The sequence below is a fragment of the Phycicoccus ginsengisoli genome (genome assembly GCF_054779295.1).
Window position 1 is genome coordinate 191,297 of the sequence record NZ_BAAGYN010000009.1, and the last position, 17,305, is coordinate 208,601.

General features: G+C 70.6%; 19 protein-coding genes. 4 read left to right on the plus strand and 15 right to left on the minus strand.

Annotated elements, in window-relative coordinates:
- Nucleotide 1: 1 nt before the first annotated feature.
- From ACYVDO_RS15750 to ACYVDO_RS15760, 3 genes are all read right to left on the minus strand, one after another.
- Nucleotides 2-742 (minus strand): regulatory protein RecX, encoded by a 741-nt coding sequence (locus ACYVDO_RS15750; protein WP_460937598.1) that lies wholly within the window; start codon nt 740-742, stop codon nt 2-4.
- 31 nt (nt 743-773) lie between these two features.
- Nucleotides 774-1,844 carry a recombinase RecA gene (recA, locus tag ACYVDO_RS15755; RefSeq protein WP_460937639.1) on the minus strand — a complete coding sequence of 357 codons (1,071 nt, stop codon included), beginning with the start codon at nt 1,842-1,844 and terminating at the stop codon, nt 774-776.
- A gap of 336 nt (nt 1,845-2,180) precedes the next feature.
- Entirely contained in the window at nt 2,181-2,579 is a 399-nt protein-coding gene (locus ACYVDO_RS15760) for a hypothetical protein (RefSeq protein ID WP_460937600.1), read from the minus strand.
- Between the two features lie 224 nt (nt 2,580-2,803).
- Between ACYVDO_RS15760 and ACYVDO_RS15765 the strand changes: the two genes are divergently transcribed.
- From ACYVDO_RS15765 to ACYVDO_RS15780, 4 genes are all read left to right on the plus strand, one after another.
- Nucleotides 2,804-3,118 carry a DUF1876 domain-containing protein gene (locus tag ACYVDO_RS15765; RefSeq protein ID WP_460937602.1) on the plus strand — a complete coding sequence of 105 codons (315 nt, stop codon included), beginning with the start codon at nt 2,804-2,806 and terminating at the stop codon, nt 3,116-3,118.
- Nucleotides 3,119-3,145: 27 nt separating this feature from the next.
- Nucleotides 3,146-4,135, plus strand: a complete 990-nt coding sequence (locus tag ACYVDO_RS15770) for an ABC transporter ATP-binding protein (protein WP_460937604.1) — start codon at nt 3,146-3,148, stop codon at nt 4,133-4,135.
- Between the two features lies 1 nt (nt 4,136).
- Nucleotides 4,137-5,303, plus strand: coding sequence for an ABC transporter permease (locus ACYVDO_RS15775; protein ID WP_460937606.1), 1,167 nt, complete (start codon nt 4,137-4,139; stop codon nt 5,301-5,303).
- A gap of 121 nt (nt 5,304-5,424) precedes the next feature.
- Complete coding sequence (locus tag ACYVDO_RS15780; protein ID WP_460937608.1) at nt 5,425-6,588, plus strand: ABC transporter permease; 1,164 nt, start codon at nt 5,425-5,427, stop codon at nt 6,586-6,588.
- A gap of 174 nt (nt 6,589-6,762) precedes the next feature.
- Here ACYVDO_RS15780 and ACYVDO_RS15785 read toward each other — a convergent pair whose 3' ends face one another.
- The 12 genes from ACYVDO_RS15785 to ACYVDO_RS15840 all read right to left on the minus strand — a co-directional run.
- On the minus strand, nt 6,763-7,317 hold the full coding sequence (locus ACYVDO_RS15785) for a GNAT family N-acetyltransferase (RefSeq protein ID WP_460937610.1): 555 nt from the start codon (nt 7,315-7,317) through the stop codon (nt 6,763-6,765).
- A 10-nt stretch (nt 7,318-7,327) separates the two neighbouring features.
- Nucleotides 7,328-8,185, minus strand: a complete 858-nt coding sequence (locus tag ACYVDO_RS15790) for an ABC transporter permease (RefSeq protein ID WP_460937612.1) — start codon at nt 8,183-8,185, stop codon at nt 7,328-7,330.
- A complete protein-coding gene (locus ACYVDO_RS15795) occupies nt 8,182-9,018 on the minus strand; it encodes an ABC transporter permease (RefSeq protein ID WP_460937614.1) in 837 nt (278 codons plus the stop codon). The genes ACYVDO_RS15790 and ACYVDO_RS15795 overlap by 4 nt, the downstream gene beginning before the upstream one ends.
- Entirely contained in the window at nt 9,018-9,989 is a 972-nt protein-coding gene (locus ACYVDO_RS15800; RefSeq protein WP_460937616.1) for an ABC transporter ATP-binding protein, read from the minus strand. The genes ACYVDO_RS15795 and ACYVDO_RS15800 overlap by 1 nt, the downstream gene beginning before the upstream one ends.
- Nucleotides 9,990-10,097: 108 nt before the next feature.
- Nucleotides 10,098-10,412: a DUF1905 domain-containing protein gene (locus ACYVDO_RS15805; RefSeq protein WP_460937618.1), complete on the minus strand. Its 315-nt coding sequence runs from the start codon at nt 10,410-10,412 to the stop codon at nt 10,098-10,100.
- 101 nt (nt 10,413-10,513) lie between these two features.
- Entirely contained in the window at nt 10,514-11,533 is a 1,020-nt protein-coding gene (locus ACYVDO_RS15810) for a nitronate monooxygenase (RefSeq protein ID WP_460937620.1), read from the minus strand.
- Entirely contained in the window at nt 11,530-11,751 is a 222-nt protein-coding gene (locus ACYVDO_RS15815; RefSeq protein ID WP_460937622.1) for a DUF3046 domain-containing protein, read from the minus strand. The genes ACYVDO_RS15810 and ACYVDO_RS15815 overlap by 4 nt, the downstream gene beginning before the upstream one ends.
- A gap of 19 nt (nt 11,752-11,770) precedes the next feature.
- Nucleotides 11,771-13,255: a glycosyltransferase family 39 protein gene (locus ACYVDO_RS15820; RefSeq protein ID WP_460937625.1), complete on the minus strand. Its 1,485-nt coding sequence runs from the start codon at nt 13,253-13,255 to the stop codon at nt 11,771-11,773.
- 131 nt (nt 13,256-13,386) lie between these two features.
- Entirely contained in the window at nt 13,387-13,815 is a 429-nt protein-coding gene (locus tag ACYVDO_RS15825; RefSeq protein ID WP_460937627.1) for a hypothetical protein, read from the minus strand.
- Between the two features lie 285 nt (nt 13,816-14,100).
- A complete protein-coding gene (locus tag ACYVDO_RS15830) occupies nt 14,101-14,892 on the minus strand; it encodes a hypothetical protein (protein WP_460937629.1) in 792 nt (263 codons plus the stop codon).
- Between the two features lie 166 nt (nt 14,893-15,058).
- The gene (locus tag ACYVDO_RS15835) at nt 15,059-16,957 is read right to left on the minus strand and encodes a hypothetical protein (RefSeq protein WP_460937631.1); all 1,899 of its coding nucleotides are present in this window, start codon (nt 16,955-16,957) and stop codon (nt 15,059-15,061) included.
- Between the two features lie 135 nt (nt 16,958-17,092).
- On the minus strand, nt 17,093-17,305 hold a 213-nt coding region (locus ACYVDO_RS15840; protein ID WP_460937633.1), incomplete at its 5' end, for a transposase.

The following is a 17,305-nucleotide window of genomic DNA, read 5'->3' on the forward strand; positions in this document are numbered from 1 at the left end:
GTCAGTCGCGCTGGTGCTCCGGGGCGCCACGGACGGCCTCACGGATGACCTGCATCGACAGGTCACCGGGGTAGCCCTTGCGCGCGAGCATGCCCGCCAGCCGGCGGGTCTGCACCGTGGCTTCGAGCCCGTGCATGGTCCTGAGCTTCTTGGCCACGAGCCGCTCGGCCTGCTCGCGCTCGTCCTCGGGTCGCACCTGCTCGAGGGCGGCCCGGGCCGTCTCGTCGTCGACGCCCTTGGTGCGCAGCTCGCGGGCGAGGGCCCGCGTGGCCAGCCCGCGGCCGGCCTGCTGGGACCGCACGAGCATCCCGGCATAGGCCTCGTCGTCGATGAGCCCGACCTCGGTCATCCGGTCGAGGACGCGCTCGGCGACCTCGTCGGCACAGCCGCGCTGGCGGAGCTTGTCGGCGAGCTGCTTGCGGCTGCGGGGGGCCATCGCCAGCTGCCGCAGCACGATCTGCCGGGCGACGTCCTCGGCATCCGGCTCGCCGTCGCGGGTCGTCGGGTCGGACTCCGGGTCTCCCGGGATCGGCTGCCACGCCTGCGGTCGGCGACCTCGCCGCCTCGGCGTCGAGACGGCACCCGGCCCCGGAGGCGCGGGCGTGGGAGTGGGAGTGGGCGTGGGAGTGGGAGTGGGAGTGGGAGTGGCCGGAGCGTCCCCGAACCAGGCGGGTCCGTCGGACGACGTCGCGGCCTGGGCTGCCTCGAGGGCAGCCCAGGCCGCAGCGCGCTTGTCAGTCATGGTCGGTGACCGGTGGAGCGGTCTGGCTCGCTCAGAACTCGACCGGGACCTCGGGCACCAGGTCGGCCGGCTTGTCGACCTGCGGGCCGACGCCGAGCTTCTCCTTGATCTTCTTCTCGATCTCGTTGGCGAGGTCGGGGTTGTCCTTGAGGAAGGTGCGGGCGTTCTCCTTGCCCTGGCCCAGCTGGTCGCCGTCGTAGGTGTACCAGGCGCCGGACTTGCGGACGAACCCGTGCTCGACACCCATGTCGATGAGGCCGCCCTCACGCGAGATGCCCTGGCCGTACAGGATGTCGAACTCGGCCTGCTTGAACGGCGGGGACACCTTGTTCTTGACCACCTTGACCCGGGTGCGGTTGCCGACCGGGTCGCTGCCGTCCTTGAGCGTCTCGATCCGGCGGACGTCGAGGCGCACGGAGGCGTAGAACTTCAGCGCCTTGCCACCGGTCGTCGTCTCCGGCGAGCCGAACATGACGCCGATCTTCTCGCGGAGCTGGTTGATGAAGATCGCGGTCGTGCCGGTGGTGTTGAGCGCGCCGGTGATCTTGCGCAGCGCCTGCGACATGAGGCGGGCCTGGAGGCCGACGTGGCTGTCCCCCATCTCGCCCTCGATCTCGGCGCGGGGCACGAGCGCCGCGACCGAGTCGATGACGATGATGTCGAGCGCGCCGGAGCGGATCAGCATGTCGGCGATCTCGAGCGCCTGCTCCCCCGTGTCGGGCTGGGACACGAGCAGCGCGTCGGTGTCGACGCCGAGCTTCTTGGCGTACTCGGGGTCGAGGGCGTGCTCGGCGTCGATGAACGCCGCGATGCCGCCGGCCTTCTGGGCGCTGGCCACCGCGTGGAGCGCGACGGTCGTCTTGCCCGAGGACTCCGGGCCGTAGATCTCGACGACGCGACCGCGCGGGAGGCCGCCGATGCCGAGGGCGATGTCGAGGGAGATCGAGCCCGTGGGGATGACCTCGATCGGCGGACGGACGTCGTCGCCGAGGCGCATGACCGCGCCCTTGCCGAAGTTCTTCTCGATCTGACCCATGACGGTGTCGAGGGACTTGGACTTCTGGTCCGTGCCCACTGCTGAGGGGTTGGTCGGTGCGGCCATCTTCGCCACGCTTCCTTCTTTCGTCTCGTGTCGGGCGCGCCTGCCGTCGACCCTGCTGCAGCCTGGGCTGTGGTTGGCCTCGCACTCTCCTGCGTTCGGGTCAGACGCTAGGTGTCGGCACCGACAGCCGTCGCGAGGCCGAGTGCGGGCCTGTGGACGGTCGGTCTGGCGGGACGCCACCTGTGGAGAAACCTACCGAACACGTGTTCGAAAGTCGCGCACCGCGCGGCCGACACGCCGGTCGCCCCCCGACGAACCCGGCGTGCCGGCCGCAGCCCCCGTGCCGCGCCCGGTGCCGCCCCACCTCGGCACCCCGCGACGCTGCCGCTGCCACCCTCAGTGGGTGACGGCGTCGCGCGCCTGCACCATCGCCTGCCTCAGGTCGGCGAAGGCACGCTCCAGACCGCCGGTGACGGCCTCGACCGCCTCCCCCGCGGCCTCACTGCGAGCCTCCGCCCGCTGCCGAGCGCGGGCGATCCGGTGCCGCACGTCCGCGAGCGCCGCAGCGAGCCGCTCGTCGGCCTCCATCCGCCCGAGGTGGTACTGCAGCTCGAGGTCGTCCAGCCGCCCGGCCCACTGCTCGATCCGGGTGTGCGCCAGCTCGACCCGCAGCCCGATGATCTCGGCCTGCAGCTGGTCGATCCGCTCGCGCAGCTCCCTCTCGTCCGTCGGCGCGTCCGCGCCCTTGGCCGTGCTGTCGCCCTTGCGGGTGCGGTCGTCCTTGTCTGCGGTCATGGCCTCGTGTCCTCTCCGGTCTCGTGCGCCGGTCACCGGCACGACTCCCATGCTCGACGCCGCCCACCGGCCCGGAACAGGGACTTCGGACCCGGGTGCCGGGCAGAGGCGCCCCGGCGGTCCGGAGCGCCCTGGAGCGCCCCGGCGGAGTGACCGGCCGGGCGTGGCCCGGAACCGGGACTTCGGACCCGGGTGGCGTCTCCCCGTCCGGGTGGAGCGTGGGCATGAGCCCGGCACCGCGGGGAGGTGCCGGCACCGAGGAGGACGCCATGAGCCACGACGGGACCTGGGAGATCTCCCTCTCCCTCGACGAGCACGAGGGCCGCACCCGCGCCGAGGCCCGGCTGCACACCCGCGCGGGGGCGCACCTGCGGGGCGTCGGGTACGCCGACCGCAACCCCAAGGACCCGGAGGTCCCGCAGATCGGCGAGGAGCTGGCCGTGTCCCGCGCGCTGTCCGAGCTCGCCCACGACCTGCTGTGGGCCACGGCGGACGACATCGCCGCCTCCCTGCACCACCCCGTGTCGCTGCGCCGCTGACGCGGCGCGACCGAGACCCTGCCTGACATGGGTACGGACACCAGGCGCGACCCGGGCACGGCACCCGGCAGCCCGGCATACGAGCACGTGCTGGTCGCGCAGCACCTGTCACGGCGGTTCGGCGACCGGGTGGCGGTCGACGACGTCTCCTTCCACATCGCGCCGGGCGAGGCGTACGGCCTCCTCGGGCCCAACGGGGCCGGCAAGACCACGACGATCCGGCTCGTCTGCGGCCTGCTCACGCCCGACGACGGTTCGGTCGAGGTGACCGGCATCCCGGTGACCGCGGGCGCGACCCGGGCGAAGGCGCGCATCGGCTACGTGCCGCAGGAGGTGTCGCTCTACCCGGACCTGAGCGCGCGCGAGAACCTCGCCTTCTTCGGGCGGCTCTACCGGCTCTCGGGGTCGGTGCTGCGCACCCGCGTCGACGAGGTGCTCGACCTGGTCGACCTGCGCGACCGCGGCGACGACCGGGTCGAGTCCTACAGCGGGGGTATGCGGCGCCGGCTCAACATCGGTGCCAGCCTCCTGCACCAGCCCGAGCTGCTCGTCCTCGACGAGCCGACCGTCGGGGTCGACCCGCAGAGCCGCCACGCCATCATGGAGAGCATCAAGGCGCTGGGGGCGACCGGACTGGCCGTGCTCTACACGACGCACTACATGGAGGAGGCCGAGCGGCTCTGCGACCGGGTCGGCATCATCGACCGGGGACGGCTCGTCGCCGAGGGCACGCGGCGGGAGCTGGTGGCCCGGGTCGGCGAACGGGACCGGATCCTGTTGTCCGCCAGCGGTTCCCTCGCCACGTTCGCCGAGGCCTGCCGCTCGATGGAGGGCATCGACGGCGTCGACGTCTCCGACTCGTCGGTGCAGCTGCTGGCCCGCGACGGACGAGTCCGGCTGCCGAGCGTCCTGGCGGCCGCGAGCAGCTCCGGGGCCTCCGTGCGGTCGGTCGAGGTCGTCGAGCCGGACCTCGAGGCCGTCTTCCTGCACCTGACCGGCACCGCGCTGAGGGAGTGAGATGCACCCGGTCGTGGCGATCGCGCTCAAGGACCTGCGGCAGCGGCTGCGGGACCGCTCGGCGTGGGTGCTCGGGATCATCGCGCCGATGGCGGTCGCGGGGCTGATCAGCGTGGCCTTCGGCGGGGCGCAGACGTTCCACACCTCGGTGGCCGTCGTCGACAACGACCACGGCGCCATCGCTGCCGGCTTCAGCCAGTTCCTGCGCAGCCCGGACCTGCACGGCCTGCTCACCGTCAAGACCGTCTCGGGCAGCCCCGACGCCCGGTCGAAGGTCGCGAACGGCTCGCTCGGGGCCGCCTTCGTCATCCCGGCCGGGTTCTCCGACGCGGTGACCGCCGGGAAGAGCCAGCCGATCACGGTGCTCGCCAGCGTCGACGCCACGGTGGCGGCTCAGGTGGCGCGCGCGCTAGCCCAGTCGTTCACGGCCCACCTGGAGGGGGTGCAGCTGTCGGTGCGCACGGCCGTGGCCGCCGGTGCCCCCGCCTCGGCCATCTCCGCCCTGGCCGCCCAGGCCTCGACCGGGCAGCTGCCCGTCCAGGCCCAGCCGCAGGCCTCCGGCACCAAGACCCTGACGGCGGTGAGCTACTACGCACCCGCCATGGGCACGTTCTTCATGTTCTTCGCCATCGGGTTCGGGTCGCGCGGCTGGTTCCTCGAACGCAGCGGCGGCACCCTGGAGCGACTGTCCGCCGCGCCCCTCGGCATCGGCGCGGTACTGGCCGGCAAGTCGCTCGCGACGTTCGTCTACGGCGCCGCCAGCCTCGGCACCGTCGCCCTGGTGAGCTCGCTGGCCTTCGGTGCGGACTGGGGGCCACCACTGGTCGTCGCGGCACTCGTCGTGGCGCTGGCGCTGACCCTCGTCGGCCTCACGGCGCTCGTCATCACCCTCGCCCGGACCGAGCGGCAGGCCGACGGGATCGCGTCGATCATCACGTTCGGGCTGGTGCTGCTGGGCGGGAACTTCGTCTTCATCAGCCAGGCGCCGGACGCCGTGCGCACGCTGTCGCGCCTCACCCCGAACGGCTGGGCGCTGCGCGCGTTCACCGACCTGTCCGGCGGGGCCGGCTGGACGACGGCGGTCGTGCCGCTGCTCGCGGTGCTGGCGTTCGCCCTCGGGACGGGCCTGCTGGCCTTCCTCCTGCGCGGGCGGGTGCTGGCGCGATGAGGGCGGGCGCGGCAGCGACGAAGGCGGGTGGCCGGCCACCTGAGGGCGGCCCTGCGGAGATGGAGGCGGGTGGCCGGCGCGATGAGGCCGGGGCTGCGGCGATGACCGGCGGGTCCGCACCATGACCGCCCTCACGTTGGCCTGGACCGAGCTGCGGCGCGCGGCCCGCGACCGGACGTTCCTGTTCTTCGCGCTCTTCCTGCCGTTCATGGTCATCCTGCTCATCGGGGTGACGACGTCGGGCTTCGCCCAGGAGCGGGTCGCCGTCGTGCAGGGCGACCGCGGGCCCCTCGCCACGTCGCTGGTCTCCGGCCTGGATGCCGCCCCGGGGATGAAGGTCGTGCGCGTGCCCGACCGGGAGACGGGCCTGGGACGGCTGCGCTCGGGTGAGGTCACCGCCGTCGTCCTCGTGCCCGCGGACTTCTCCAGCAGGCTCGAGTCGGGCGGCTCGGTGGTCGTGCCGGTGCTGAGCACCGGTGCGGTCGGCTCGGGCGGGTCCACCCTGACGACCGTGCGCTCGGTGGTGGCCCAGCAGGCCGCGGCCGTGCAGGCCGCCACCTTCGCCACGGCTCGCACCGGCGGCAGCTTCGCCCAGAACCATGCGCTGGCTGTGTCGTTGCAGCGCCAGACACCGGTGGCACCGGTGCGCACCGAGGTGGTCGACAGCGCGAGCAACTACCTGCCCCTGGGGTTCAGCTACAGCGCGCCCACGATGCTCGTGCTCTTCGTGTTCATCAACGCCATGGCCGGCGGCGCCGCGATCATCCAGACGCGCCGGCTCGGCATCTTCTCGCGCGCCCTGGCCGCCCCGGTGCGGTCGCGCGACCTCGTGCTGGGCGAGGCCCTGTGCTACCTCGCCCTGGCCGTCATGCAGGCCACCCTCATCGTGCTCGTGGGTGCGCTCGTCTTCAGCGTGGACTGGGGCAACCCGGTCGCGGCGACCGCCCTCATCGGCCTCTGGTGCCTCGTCGGCACGGGGGCGGGGCTCGTGAGCGGGACTCTCTTCCACACCCCGGAGCAGGCCAGCGCGATCGGGCCCGCCATCGGCATCGCCTTCGGGATGCTGGGCGGCTGCATGTGGCCGCTGGAGCTCGTGCCGGCCGGGGTCCGGGCTGTCGGTCACCTCACCCCGCACGCCTGGGCGGTGGACGCCTGGGTGACGCTGCTGTCCCGGGGCGGCGGGATCGCCGACATCCTGCTGCAGCTCGTGGTGCTGGCCGGCTTCGCGGTGCTGCTGCTGGGCACGGCGACGCTGCGCCTGCGCCGTTCGCTGGCGACCGGTTGACGCAGGTCTGTGCACAGACCCCCGTCGGCGCGATGACGCTCGTCTGCGCGCAGACGAGCGTGTGCGTGCGCCTGGATCTGCTCTCTGCGCACCGACACCGAGATCTGTGCGCAGACCTCGGTGTCGGGAGCGCCGGGGACCGGTTATGCCGCGTGGCCGGCGTCGCGGCTGCGGTCAGGGGCGACGGCGCATGGGGGTGTGCGGGATCCCGTCCTCGACGAACCCGCGACCGTCGGGGGCGAACCCGAACCCGGCGTACCAGTAGACGAGGTGGGACTGCGCGTCGAGGACGACGTCGCGCTCCCCCGCGAGCTCGAGCGCGGCCCACACGAGCCGGGCCGCGAGACCTGCCCCACGGGCGGACTCGGCCGTCGCCACCCGGCCGATGCGCAGGGCGTCCCCGTCGTCCAGCACCCGCAGCGTCGACACGGGCACGCCGCCCGACTCCACCCACAGGTGGCGCGCGGACGACTCGAGGTCCCGGCCGTCGAGGTCGAGGTAGGGGCAGTCCTGCTCGACCACGAAGACCTGCGCGCGCAGCGCCCACAGCCGGTAGGCCGTGAGCCCGTCGAGCTCCTCGAACGCCGCCACCCGCACCGGCCGCTTCCCCACCTCCGGGTCGCCCGTCGCGGTGGCCGGCGTCATCTGGTCGCCCGCCGGCGGCGCCCCTGCCTGCGGGTCCGCGGTGCTGGCGGGGCTGTCGGACGGGTCGTCGAGCTCGCGCGGCATACCAAGGAGGCTACGAGAGGAGGAGCCGCTCGAGGCGACGGGCCGCCCCGAGCACCCCCACGAGGCCGACGAGGACGAGGTAGCCCACGTGGCCGAGGACGCCCCAGCCCATGTCGCCGAGCATGAGGGCCCGCTCGAGCGCGACCCCGTGGTAGAGCGGCGTCGCCCGGACGAGCCACTGCAGCGCGTCGGGGTAGGTCGCCAGCGGGAAGAAGGTGGCCGAGAACAGGAACATCGGCTGGATCGCGAGGGTGACGTAGTCGAAGTCGACCCACGAGCGCATGAACGTCGTCGCGAACATGCCCAGCGCGGCGAACGCGAACCCGATGAAGACGGCGGCCGGCACCGCCAGCAGCGCCCACCATGAGTGCACCGCGCCGGCGAGCAGGGCCACGACGAGGAAGGCCAGCGAGTAGAGGCCGCCGCGGATGAGCGACCAGGAGATCTCCCCCACCGCGATGTCGCGCGGGCCCATCGGGGTCGCCAGGACCGCGTCGTAGAGCTTGGCGTACTTGAGCTTGAAGAAGACGTTGAAGGTCGAGTCGAACACCGCGCCGTTCATCGCCGAGGCGGCCAGCAGGGCCGGCGCGACGAACTGCGGGTAGCTGACGACCAGGCCGCTGTCGGTCGTCACGGTCTTCACCAGCGCGCCGATGCCCACGCCGAGCGAGAACAGGTAGAACACCGGCTCGGCGAACCCGGTGACCAGCGCGATCCACCCGTGCCGGAACGAGGTGACGTTGCGCTCGACCAGCATCCGCGCGAGTCCCGCCCCGGCGGGCATCGGCAGGGCACGCGCCAGCCGGGCAGCGGCGGGCGAACGGGAGGCCCCGGTGGGTCTGGTCGGCGTGGTCGAGGGGGCGCTCACGGTTCGAGCCTCCTGGAGAAGGTGCGGCCGGCGAGCCAGGCGCCCACCGCGGCATACAGGGCGAGCACGAGCAGGTGGCCAAGGAAGGGCAGGACCGAGACGTCGCCCACCGACACCGCCCGCGCGGCGGACACGCCGTGCCACAGCGGCGTCACCCATGCGACGGGCTGCATCCAGTCGGGGAGCTGGTCCACCGGGAAGAAGGTGCCGGAGAAGAGCATGAGCGGCGTGATGATCCAGCGGTAGAGGATGTTGAACCCGTTGTCCCCCTCCTGGGTCGCGGTGAACGCGAACATCGGCGTCGAGAACGCCAGCCCGGTGAGCACCGCGATCGGCAGGCACAACACCGCCCACCACGAGTCGAACCCGCCGAACAGCGCCGCGATGACCATGAAGATCGAGGTGGCCATGACCAGGTGCAGCGCGACCATCGTGAAGTGGCCGGCCAGCACGTCGCGCACCCGCAACGGCGTCGCGAGCTGGGCGTGGTAGCCCATGTTCCACTTGATGTAGCCGAGCACCTGGTAGCTCGACTCGCCCCACGCCACCCACATCGCCTGGGCGGCGACGATCGCGGGAACCACGAAGTGCAGGTAGGGGGTGCCGTTGACTCCCCCGGCGCGCGAGTCGACGAGCGAGCCGAGGCCGACGCCCATCGCGAGCAGGAACAGCACGGGCGAGAGCACCCGGGTGATGACGGACCCGCGCCAGGTGCGGCGGTAGACGGTCGCGTGGTAGCCGAGGACGGCGAGCAGCCGCTCACCCCCGCTCATCGGGGCGCGGACGCCGTGGGCGGCCCGGCTGCCGGTGACCGTGCTCTCGGAGAGGGCCATCAGTCCACCAGCGTCCGGCCGGTGAGGTGCAGGAAGACGTCCTCGAGCGTCGAGCGGCGCACCAGGGACGACAGCGGCTCGACCCCGCGGGCGTGGACCTTGGCCATCGTCTCGTCGCCGTCGTGGGTGTAGAGCAGGAGCCGGTCGGGCAGGACCTCGACCCGCTCGGCGACGCCGGACACCTGGTCGGCGAAGTGCGCCTGCTCCTCGGCGTCGAAGCGCAGCTCGAGCACCTCGCGGGTGGAGTACTCGTCGATGAGCGAGCGTGGCGAGCCCTCGGCGACGATCCGGCCGTGGTCCATGACGACGAGCCGGTCGCAGAGCTGCTCGGCCTCGTCCATGTAGTGGGTGGTGAGGACGAGCGTGACGCCGGAGCGCTTGAGCCGGAACAGCCTGTCCCACAACACGTGTCGCGCCTGCGGGTCGAGACCGGTGGTGGGCTCGTCGAGCAGCAGGATCTCGGGGCTGTTGATGAGCGACCGCGCGATGGTGAGGCGGCGCTTCATACCACCGGAGAGCGGCTCGACCTTGTCCTTGGCGCGCTCGGTGAGCTGGGCGAAGTCGAGCAGCTCGGCCGCGCGCGACTTGGCCTCCTTGCGGGACAGGCCGAAGTAGCGGCCGTAGATCCAGAGGTTCTCCTCGACCGTGAGCTCCTCGTCGAGGGTGTCCCGCTGCGGGCAGCTGCCCAGCCGGGCGCGGATCGCGGGGCCGTCGGTGGCCGGGTCGAGGCCGAAGAGCCTCAGGTCGCCGCCACTGACCGGTGACACGCAGCCGACCATCCGCATGGTCGAGGACTTGCCGGCGCCGTTGGGACCGAGGAAGCCGAAGCACTCCCCCTTGCGCACCGAGAAGTCGATGCCGTCGACTGCGGTGAACTCTCCGAAGGTCTTGGTCAGGCCGGTGGCGCTGAGCAGGATCTCGTCGGTCGCCGTGGATGGAGCGGGCGCGGTGTGGGCGGGAGCAGAAGACACGTTGTCCAACGCTACCGACTACCCCTGACAGGGTTCGCCCCATTTGTTGCGAGCCTCGGCGGGCCCGCCCGCGCTCAGGGTGAGCCCGTGCTCAGGGTGAGCCCGTGCTCAGAGGTGGACGGCCGTGATGCGCACCCTCGCCGGCTCCCCCACCGACAGCCCCTCGGCCCGGCGCACCGCGGCCTTCATCGGCAGGATGTACGCCGCCTGCTCCTTGCTCGGGAACAGCGAGGTCAGCCAGGTCGTCGCGCCACAGGTGACCTCCACCCGCACCGACCCGAACCCTCCGGTCCGGCCCTCGGCGAGGTCGGCGATCTCGTCACTCGTCTCCTCCGGCACGGTGAGGAAGTGCCACGAGTCGTTGCTCGACCACAGCCACAGCGGTGCCGTGACCTCCCAGCTGTGCTTTGCGCTGCCGTCCACGGCTCCGACGCTAGCCGGGGCCACCGACAGCGGACCCGCCCATCGACAGCGAACCGCCCTCGGTGGCAGGCCAGGGCCGCCCACCGAGGGCGGACCTGCGGTCAGGCGCGCAGCTCGGCGAGCAGCGTGCGGGCCAGCTCCTCGGCCGGCAGCTCGCGGGCCCGGTCGTGGCCGGTGCCGGCCCAGAGGTTCACGAGCTCGGCCTCACCGGTCGCCCGCCCGTGCGCCCGCAGCGGGGCGGTGAGGTGGTGCACGTGCGGGTATGCCGCGGGCGCGGCCTCGCCGTACAGCTCGGTCCAGCTGGTCACCAGGGCGCGGGCGCTGCGCCCGGTGTACACCCGCGTCACCGTGGTGCCCCGCCGGTGGACCAGCGCGTGGCGGTGGATGGGCGTGGTGCCCGCTTCGGGGCACAGCAGGAACGCGGTGCCGTAGGCCGCGGCGCTGGCCCCAGCCGCGAGGGCTGCGGCACCGTCGGCACCGGTCGCGAACCCGCCGGCCGCCATGACCGGCAGGTCGGTGCGCGAGCGCAGGTCGCGGACGAGGTCGAGGGTGCTGGGCTGCTCGCGGCCGCTGTCGACCGGGCCGCCCCGGTGGGCGCCGGCCTCCCAGCCCTGGGCGACGAGGCCGTCGACACCGAGCTCACGGGCCCAGTCCGCCTCGTCGGGCTCGTTGACCGTGCACCAGACCTCCGTGCCGACCGCCTGCAGCGGGGCGACGTCCTCGGCCGACGGCCAGCCGAACGAGAACGACACGAACGGCGGTGCCGCCTCGACGAGGGCGTCGACCTTGGCGGCGTACGAGTCGTCGTCCCACCGGCCCTCCCCCAGCTCGACGCCCGCAGCGGCGGCCCACGGGGCCAGCAGCTCGGCATACGCCATCACGTCCGCTGCGGCGGACGGCGGGTTCGGAGAGGGGACGAAGACGTTGACGCCGAACGGCGCGGTGCTCGCGGCGCGGAAGGAGGCGACGTCGTCGCGGAGGCGCTCCGGCGCGAGGTAGGCGCCGGCGAGGACGGGGAAGGCGCCACCGCGGGCCGCGGCGACGGCGAGGTCGACGGTGGTGGGGCCGCCGGCCATGGGGGCGACGACGACGGGGTGCCGGCGCCAGTCGAGGCGGGTCACTTGGCGGGCTTCCGCTCCACGCCGAGGCGGCGCGACTCGGGCACGTCCATGTCGTCGCACAGGGCGAGCCAGACCCGGCGGGGAGACTCACCGGCGTCGAGGGCCTGCTGCACGGTGAGGTCGTTCAGGGCGTGCAGGGTGTGGCCGCGAGCCAGGGACGAGGCGTAGGCCTCGCCGAACTCGTCGTTCATCAGCTCCCAGAAGTGGCTCAACCGCACCCGCCGAGTGTAGGCACGCTCAGTCAAGGTGGCGGAACCGCGGCCAGAGGCGGTCCCACGGCAGCATCGGCCCGGTGCAGACGGCGACGGGCGCGCCCTGCTCCTCGGTGTCGACGCCCACGCCGTTGTCGAGCCGGTCGAGGACCTGGCAGGAGGCGAAGAGGTCGCGCACGCTCTGGAGCTGGTAGCCGACGACGAGCACCGTCCGCGTGCCGTCCGACGGCCGGGCGACGTCGGCGAGCGCGTTCTGCCCGCTGAGGGGTCGCGGCAGCCCGAGGGGGCGGCCGAAGCGGGCGATGGCGCCCGCCTCGCCGTAGTTGGACGTCACCACCTGCGTCGGCCCACCGGGCGCGGTCCGGTATGCCGCGGCCACCTGGGCGACGTAGCGCGGCCAGCCGACCTGGTCGGCCACGAGCGGGCTGATGTCGGCGACGGGCGTCGAGCCGACGGTGCCGACCGGGACCACGGGCACCGCGAGGACGACGGAGACCGCGGCGTTGACGGCGACGAGGACGGTCGCGGTGACGGCGGCCCAGCGGCGCCGACCCAGCCACCGGGCGACGGGGACGCAGCCTGCGGCGTACGCGACGGAGAGCAGGTGGGCGGGGTAGTGCGGCTGGGCGCCGGAGGCATAGGTGAAGGCGATGAGGAGCAGGCAGGCCACGGCGAGGTAGCCGGCGGTGGCGCGCTGGGGGCCGCGCAGCAGCCAGACCAGGCCGGTGACCCAGACGACGACGAGCGGCGGGCCGAGCATCACCAGGAGCAGGAGCGGCAGCTGGGCCCGGACGTCGGCGGCGTTGTTGTCGGCGAGCGCTCGCCCCATCGCAAGCTGTGGCCAGTCGTGCGTGGCCTGGTAGAGCAGGTTGGGCAACGCGACCACCGGCCCGGCTGCCGCTCCGGCGACGAGCCAGGGTGTGCGGAGGGAGCGGCGTGGTCCGAGGGCGAGGATGCCGACGCCGAGCGCTGCCACCACGACGGCGACCAGCAGGCGGTTGTAGGTGGTGAGGCCGGCGACGACGCCGGTGACCAGCCACCAGCGCGCGTTTCCGCGGGTCGCTCGGAGCACGGCGAGGACGACCAGGGCCAGCAGCGGCAGGTCGACCGTCGAGGTGAGCAGCAGGTGGCCGAGCATGAGCGGGATGGCGGCGAAGGCGTAGCCCCAGGCGGCGAGCGCCTGCGCGCCCCGGCCGCCGCCGAGCTCTCGGGCGATGAGGGCGATGAGGACCACCGACGCGGCGGCGGCGAGGGTGGCGGGGAGGCGCAGGGCCCACGGCTCGTCGGCGAGGTGGGTCGTGAGGCGGGCGACCAGCGGGGTCAGCGGCGGCTGGTCGACGTAGCCCCAGGCCGGCGGCAGCATCCGGAAGTAGAGCTCGTCGCGGTGGTAGCCGTAACCCGTCGAGCCGAGGGTGAGGACGACAGCCTGGACGAGGGCGGCTGCTGCCACGACCGGCCACCAGACGGGAGGACGGCGCGTCGAGTCCTGGCTGTCCCCCGCGGCCGTCATGGGCTCAGGGTGTCGTCCGGGGGCTGCGGTGTCGAGCAAGTTCCGGGGCTGTGTCGGCCTCGCGGAGCGGTGGTCGTCGGAGTGGGGGTCGTCGGGGTGCGGGGCGTCGGGTGCTGCGCCGGGGCTGCGAGTCAGCTCGCGAGCAGGGCGGACCCCACGGCGATGAGCACGACCACCTTGATGACCTCGAGCCCGACGTACCAGAGGTGCGCTCGCGACCGCGGGACGTCGGCCGGGTCCGCGGCGGCGAGGACTGCGTCGGAGCGCCGGTTCAGCGCGGGTCGCACGGCGAGGAGCTGGACCGCGAGGACGACCGCTGCGACGACGAGGAGCACCCAGGCCGTGGCCGAGGCGTCACCCAGGGCGGCAGCGACGACGGCGACGACGAGCAGGCCGGCCTCGACGAGGTTGAGCGCCCGGAACACCAGACGGCCGATGCCGAGCCCGATCGGGAGCGTCACGCCCGGCGCCCGGAACTTGATCGGCGCCTCGAGGAAGGAGATGCCGAGCACCATGCCCAACCACACGAACGTTGCCGCTGCGGCTACTGACGCACCCACCGGAGGTCCTCCATCCCTGACTCGACCAACTCCTCCAGCACCGTAGCCCTGCGCGTCATCGCGTCCTTCGCCGGGTGAGGAGGGTTGGCTCGGGCAGCCAAGCACCTGCGTCCAGCCGCCCAGATAGGGGCATCGCGAGGCCTGCGGATTCGGGTGCGTCGCCCCTGCGAGTAGGTCTGTGAGAGCCGTCTGGTGGCTGCAGAGCGGCGGCACGCGGACATCGCCGTCGCGCACGCATTTGGGACCCCCGCGTGGCCACTCGGGGGAACTGAAGACCTCGCGTCTTCACATCCCTGCCGGTTGCTCACACCGGCGGTCGAACAGGGACCAGCCGTGTTTGAGGGTCCGATAGGACGCCAAGAACGCTTCTGCAACGTGACCTGGACTCCCAGGAGCTTGACCCTCGCCGATGCCGCTTCGGCGGTCGGCTGGTCCGAAGTTCGAGCGTTGAAACAGGGACCAACCAAGAACGTGTGCGTCAGCGCTCATCTCGCGCCACAGCCGTCGCACAGCTTCTTGGTGGCTGGCGCTGGCAAAAGTGTTCTCGGCTGACTTTCTGATGACGTCGGTGAGGTTGAGGTCCGCTTTGGATGCTCGCAATGCGGCGACTTCCGCCTTTCGGCCGCTTAGCCACTTCTGCTGCTCCTTCAGGGCTTTCTGATCGGCTGACGACAGCCCAGCGAGCGAGCCGTAGTACTTGTCCAGTTCCTTGTACAACTCGGTGACGACGGTGAGCCCTCGCTCGCGGCGCTCTCCGCGATCGTCAGGGCTCAGGATCCACACTGCTTGAGATGCACCAACCAACGCACCACGCAACACCGTGAAGTGCGACGAAGGGTAGAGCTGCTTTGCATGTACAGCGTCAAGCGCCAGACGCATGTGTTCACCGGAAAGCACGAGCGACATCCGAGCGAGCTGGCTGATCGCCATATGCGGAAAGATCTTGTCGTCAAGCGCCAAGTCGCTTGCGCGCTCAGGTTCCTCCACTTTGTGGGCCCTAAGCCGCCAGCGGTCAAGCTCCGGTTCGGTCTCGAACATCTGAGTGAGGGCGGCACGGTCCGCAACTGACAACGACATGGCCAGCAGAGTATCCACCGACGCCGGGCGCGTTGCCCCTGAGTGTCGGGTCATTACCCACCCTGAGTCGACGGTCCCGCGCGGACCAGACCATCAGTGACCCGCGCTCTGATACTGGTGACTATCCACCTAGAGGGCGCTGCATCGTCTACAGCAGGGTGACCCGTCAGGTCGCCGCCCGCAGGCAAAACTCATCGTTCAACTTGATGACCAATGCAACGAGCAATTTGACAGCGGCCACGTAGGAAGCGAAGTGCGCCTCCTCGCTGCCACCAGGCTGCGCGCCGTGAGAATACTTGTTACGCAAATTTGGGCCATTGTGGTACTTGCGATTAAGCACGTAATCGAAGTAGCTCCCCTCGGTCTCCGTAAATAGCGTCCCCGCCCGCGTAACCCAACCTCGGCTTTCCATGTCGTCCACATAGGCGCGCATCGCATCGGATAAGTGGGGGTAGCTGACCGCTTCCTTCGTCCAGAGAGTATGCAAGACCAGAAACCGCTCTTCGTCTGCCAGAACTACGCGCTCATTCCTAACCGTCAACACGTCACGGTCGATCAAGTACTTGACGCCGGGCAGCTGATGCGCAGCGAAGTCGCTCAACCTGACTTGGTTCGTAACCACAAGGCGGGCAAGGTTCACGTCCTGTAGGTCCTCCCGGATGTACGCCAGGCCGGATTGATCGGAGAAAAGAGCGTTCAAGATGCCAACGAGATCGGTGCTATCGGTGCGGTAAACATACTTGCCCTCCAACGCACTCGGGATATCCCGGTACTCGACTGCCTCGGACGACATCTCCAACATCTCAAAATCAACTACGCCATCCTCGACGAACAACACGAACTGGCGAGCGATCCCCTCCATCTCCGGGAACAAGTGGCGACAACGTTCGAGGTACGAGCTTGCGGAGGACGATGGCCTAAATCGAAAACCGGTGACGCCGAACTCTGACGGAAGGTAGTCACTGATGAACCACTCAAGCACCGACTCCAGTTCGATGTCATGGGATTTTAGGAAGCGAATGTACATGGCGGTCTGGAGACTGGAACTCCAGTCCTTCAAGTTGTAAGCGGCGCCTATGTTGTAGTCCTTGGCTCCGTTGCTCGTCAGGAACCTTTCGAAGACCCCAAGCTCGGCATAGAAGGACGGCAGATTCAACAGTCCGTCAACGTCAGCAAAATCGAACAGGAACTGGAAGTTGTTCAGGATGCTCGGCGAGTCCGACGTCTCCTCGAGCCAGGTTTGGCTGTAAGAGTACTTAGCCACCATGCCGTCGAGCACTTCCACCGCGGGGGCAGCCTGACTGGCATCAAGGCGTACCTCGCAGCCGGTCTTGATGCCGCTGCTGCTCTCGAAAAACTTCGCGACCACCTCTTCGCGCCGCTTTCGCGCGCGGAAGCGCACCTGGCGGTCGATCCCGGCTCTTGTGTCATCGGAGGTCCGGGAGATGAGTTCCAACGAGTTCGGGTGAGCGTCCTCGGAGCCGACGTAGGCACCCATCAGTGTCTTCGCGTCCTCGGAGGAGAAGGTGCGAGGCAGATGGATCGGTGTTCGGGTGTCCGCCGCCAGATACTTCTGGACCAAGAGTTCACCGTTCGACGGATCGGCCACCAACATCGATCGCACCTCGGCGTCGTAGGCCTTAACCAAGGCCTTCGATTCCAGCAAGTCCCGAATGACGAAGCCCGTTTCATTCAACGCTTGAAGCATGGCCGTGGCGCTGCACCGGCCAAACGCATCCTGTCGAGCCAACTCTTCAAGCAGGTCGGCCCGGTAGTTGATCGGAACGTCCACCAACAGCAGGCCAACATTCGACTCGTCAACAGATCGGAAGAAGCGCGCAATTGCGCCTCGGATTAGGGGGACCCGAGCAGAGAGATCCGAGCGCTCGTCCTCGCTTAGCGATTGCGGGATCAGGCCCGCCTCAACGAACTTGACGACATTGCCCAACTCCAGTGCGTCTCCGACGTTGACAACGCCGACCCCCGCGTCGAACGCCAGTGCCAACTTGGCCGCACGGGGCGCCTCCCAGCCGACACTCAAGTCAGACGCGCTGTAGAACTTCACACGTCGAGCCTCGGCGTTAAGGTCTGCGGCATCTTCCAGCGGTTCCTTCGCTTGGTTGCTTTCGAACTGGTCGATTTCAGTCGTGTCCGACAGCGTCCCGCGGGGTGGTGGGCTTTCGAGGCCGTCCTCGGTGCCTTACGGGCCGCTGGTGATGGCGGCCGTGGGTTGAGTATCGCGCTCGGGGTACAGCAACGCTAGGGATCCTTCAGAGAGGTAGCGGCGTTCGTCGGTGACCCATTCGTCGTGGGTGTCGGCCAAGACGGCTCCGACGAGGCGGATCACGGCGGCGTCGTTGGGGAAGATGCCCACGACCCGGGCGCGGCGTTTGATCTCCTTGTTCAGGCGTTC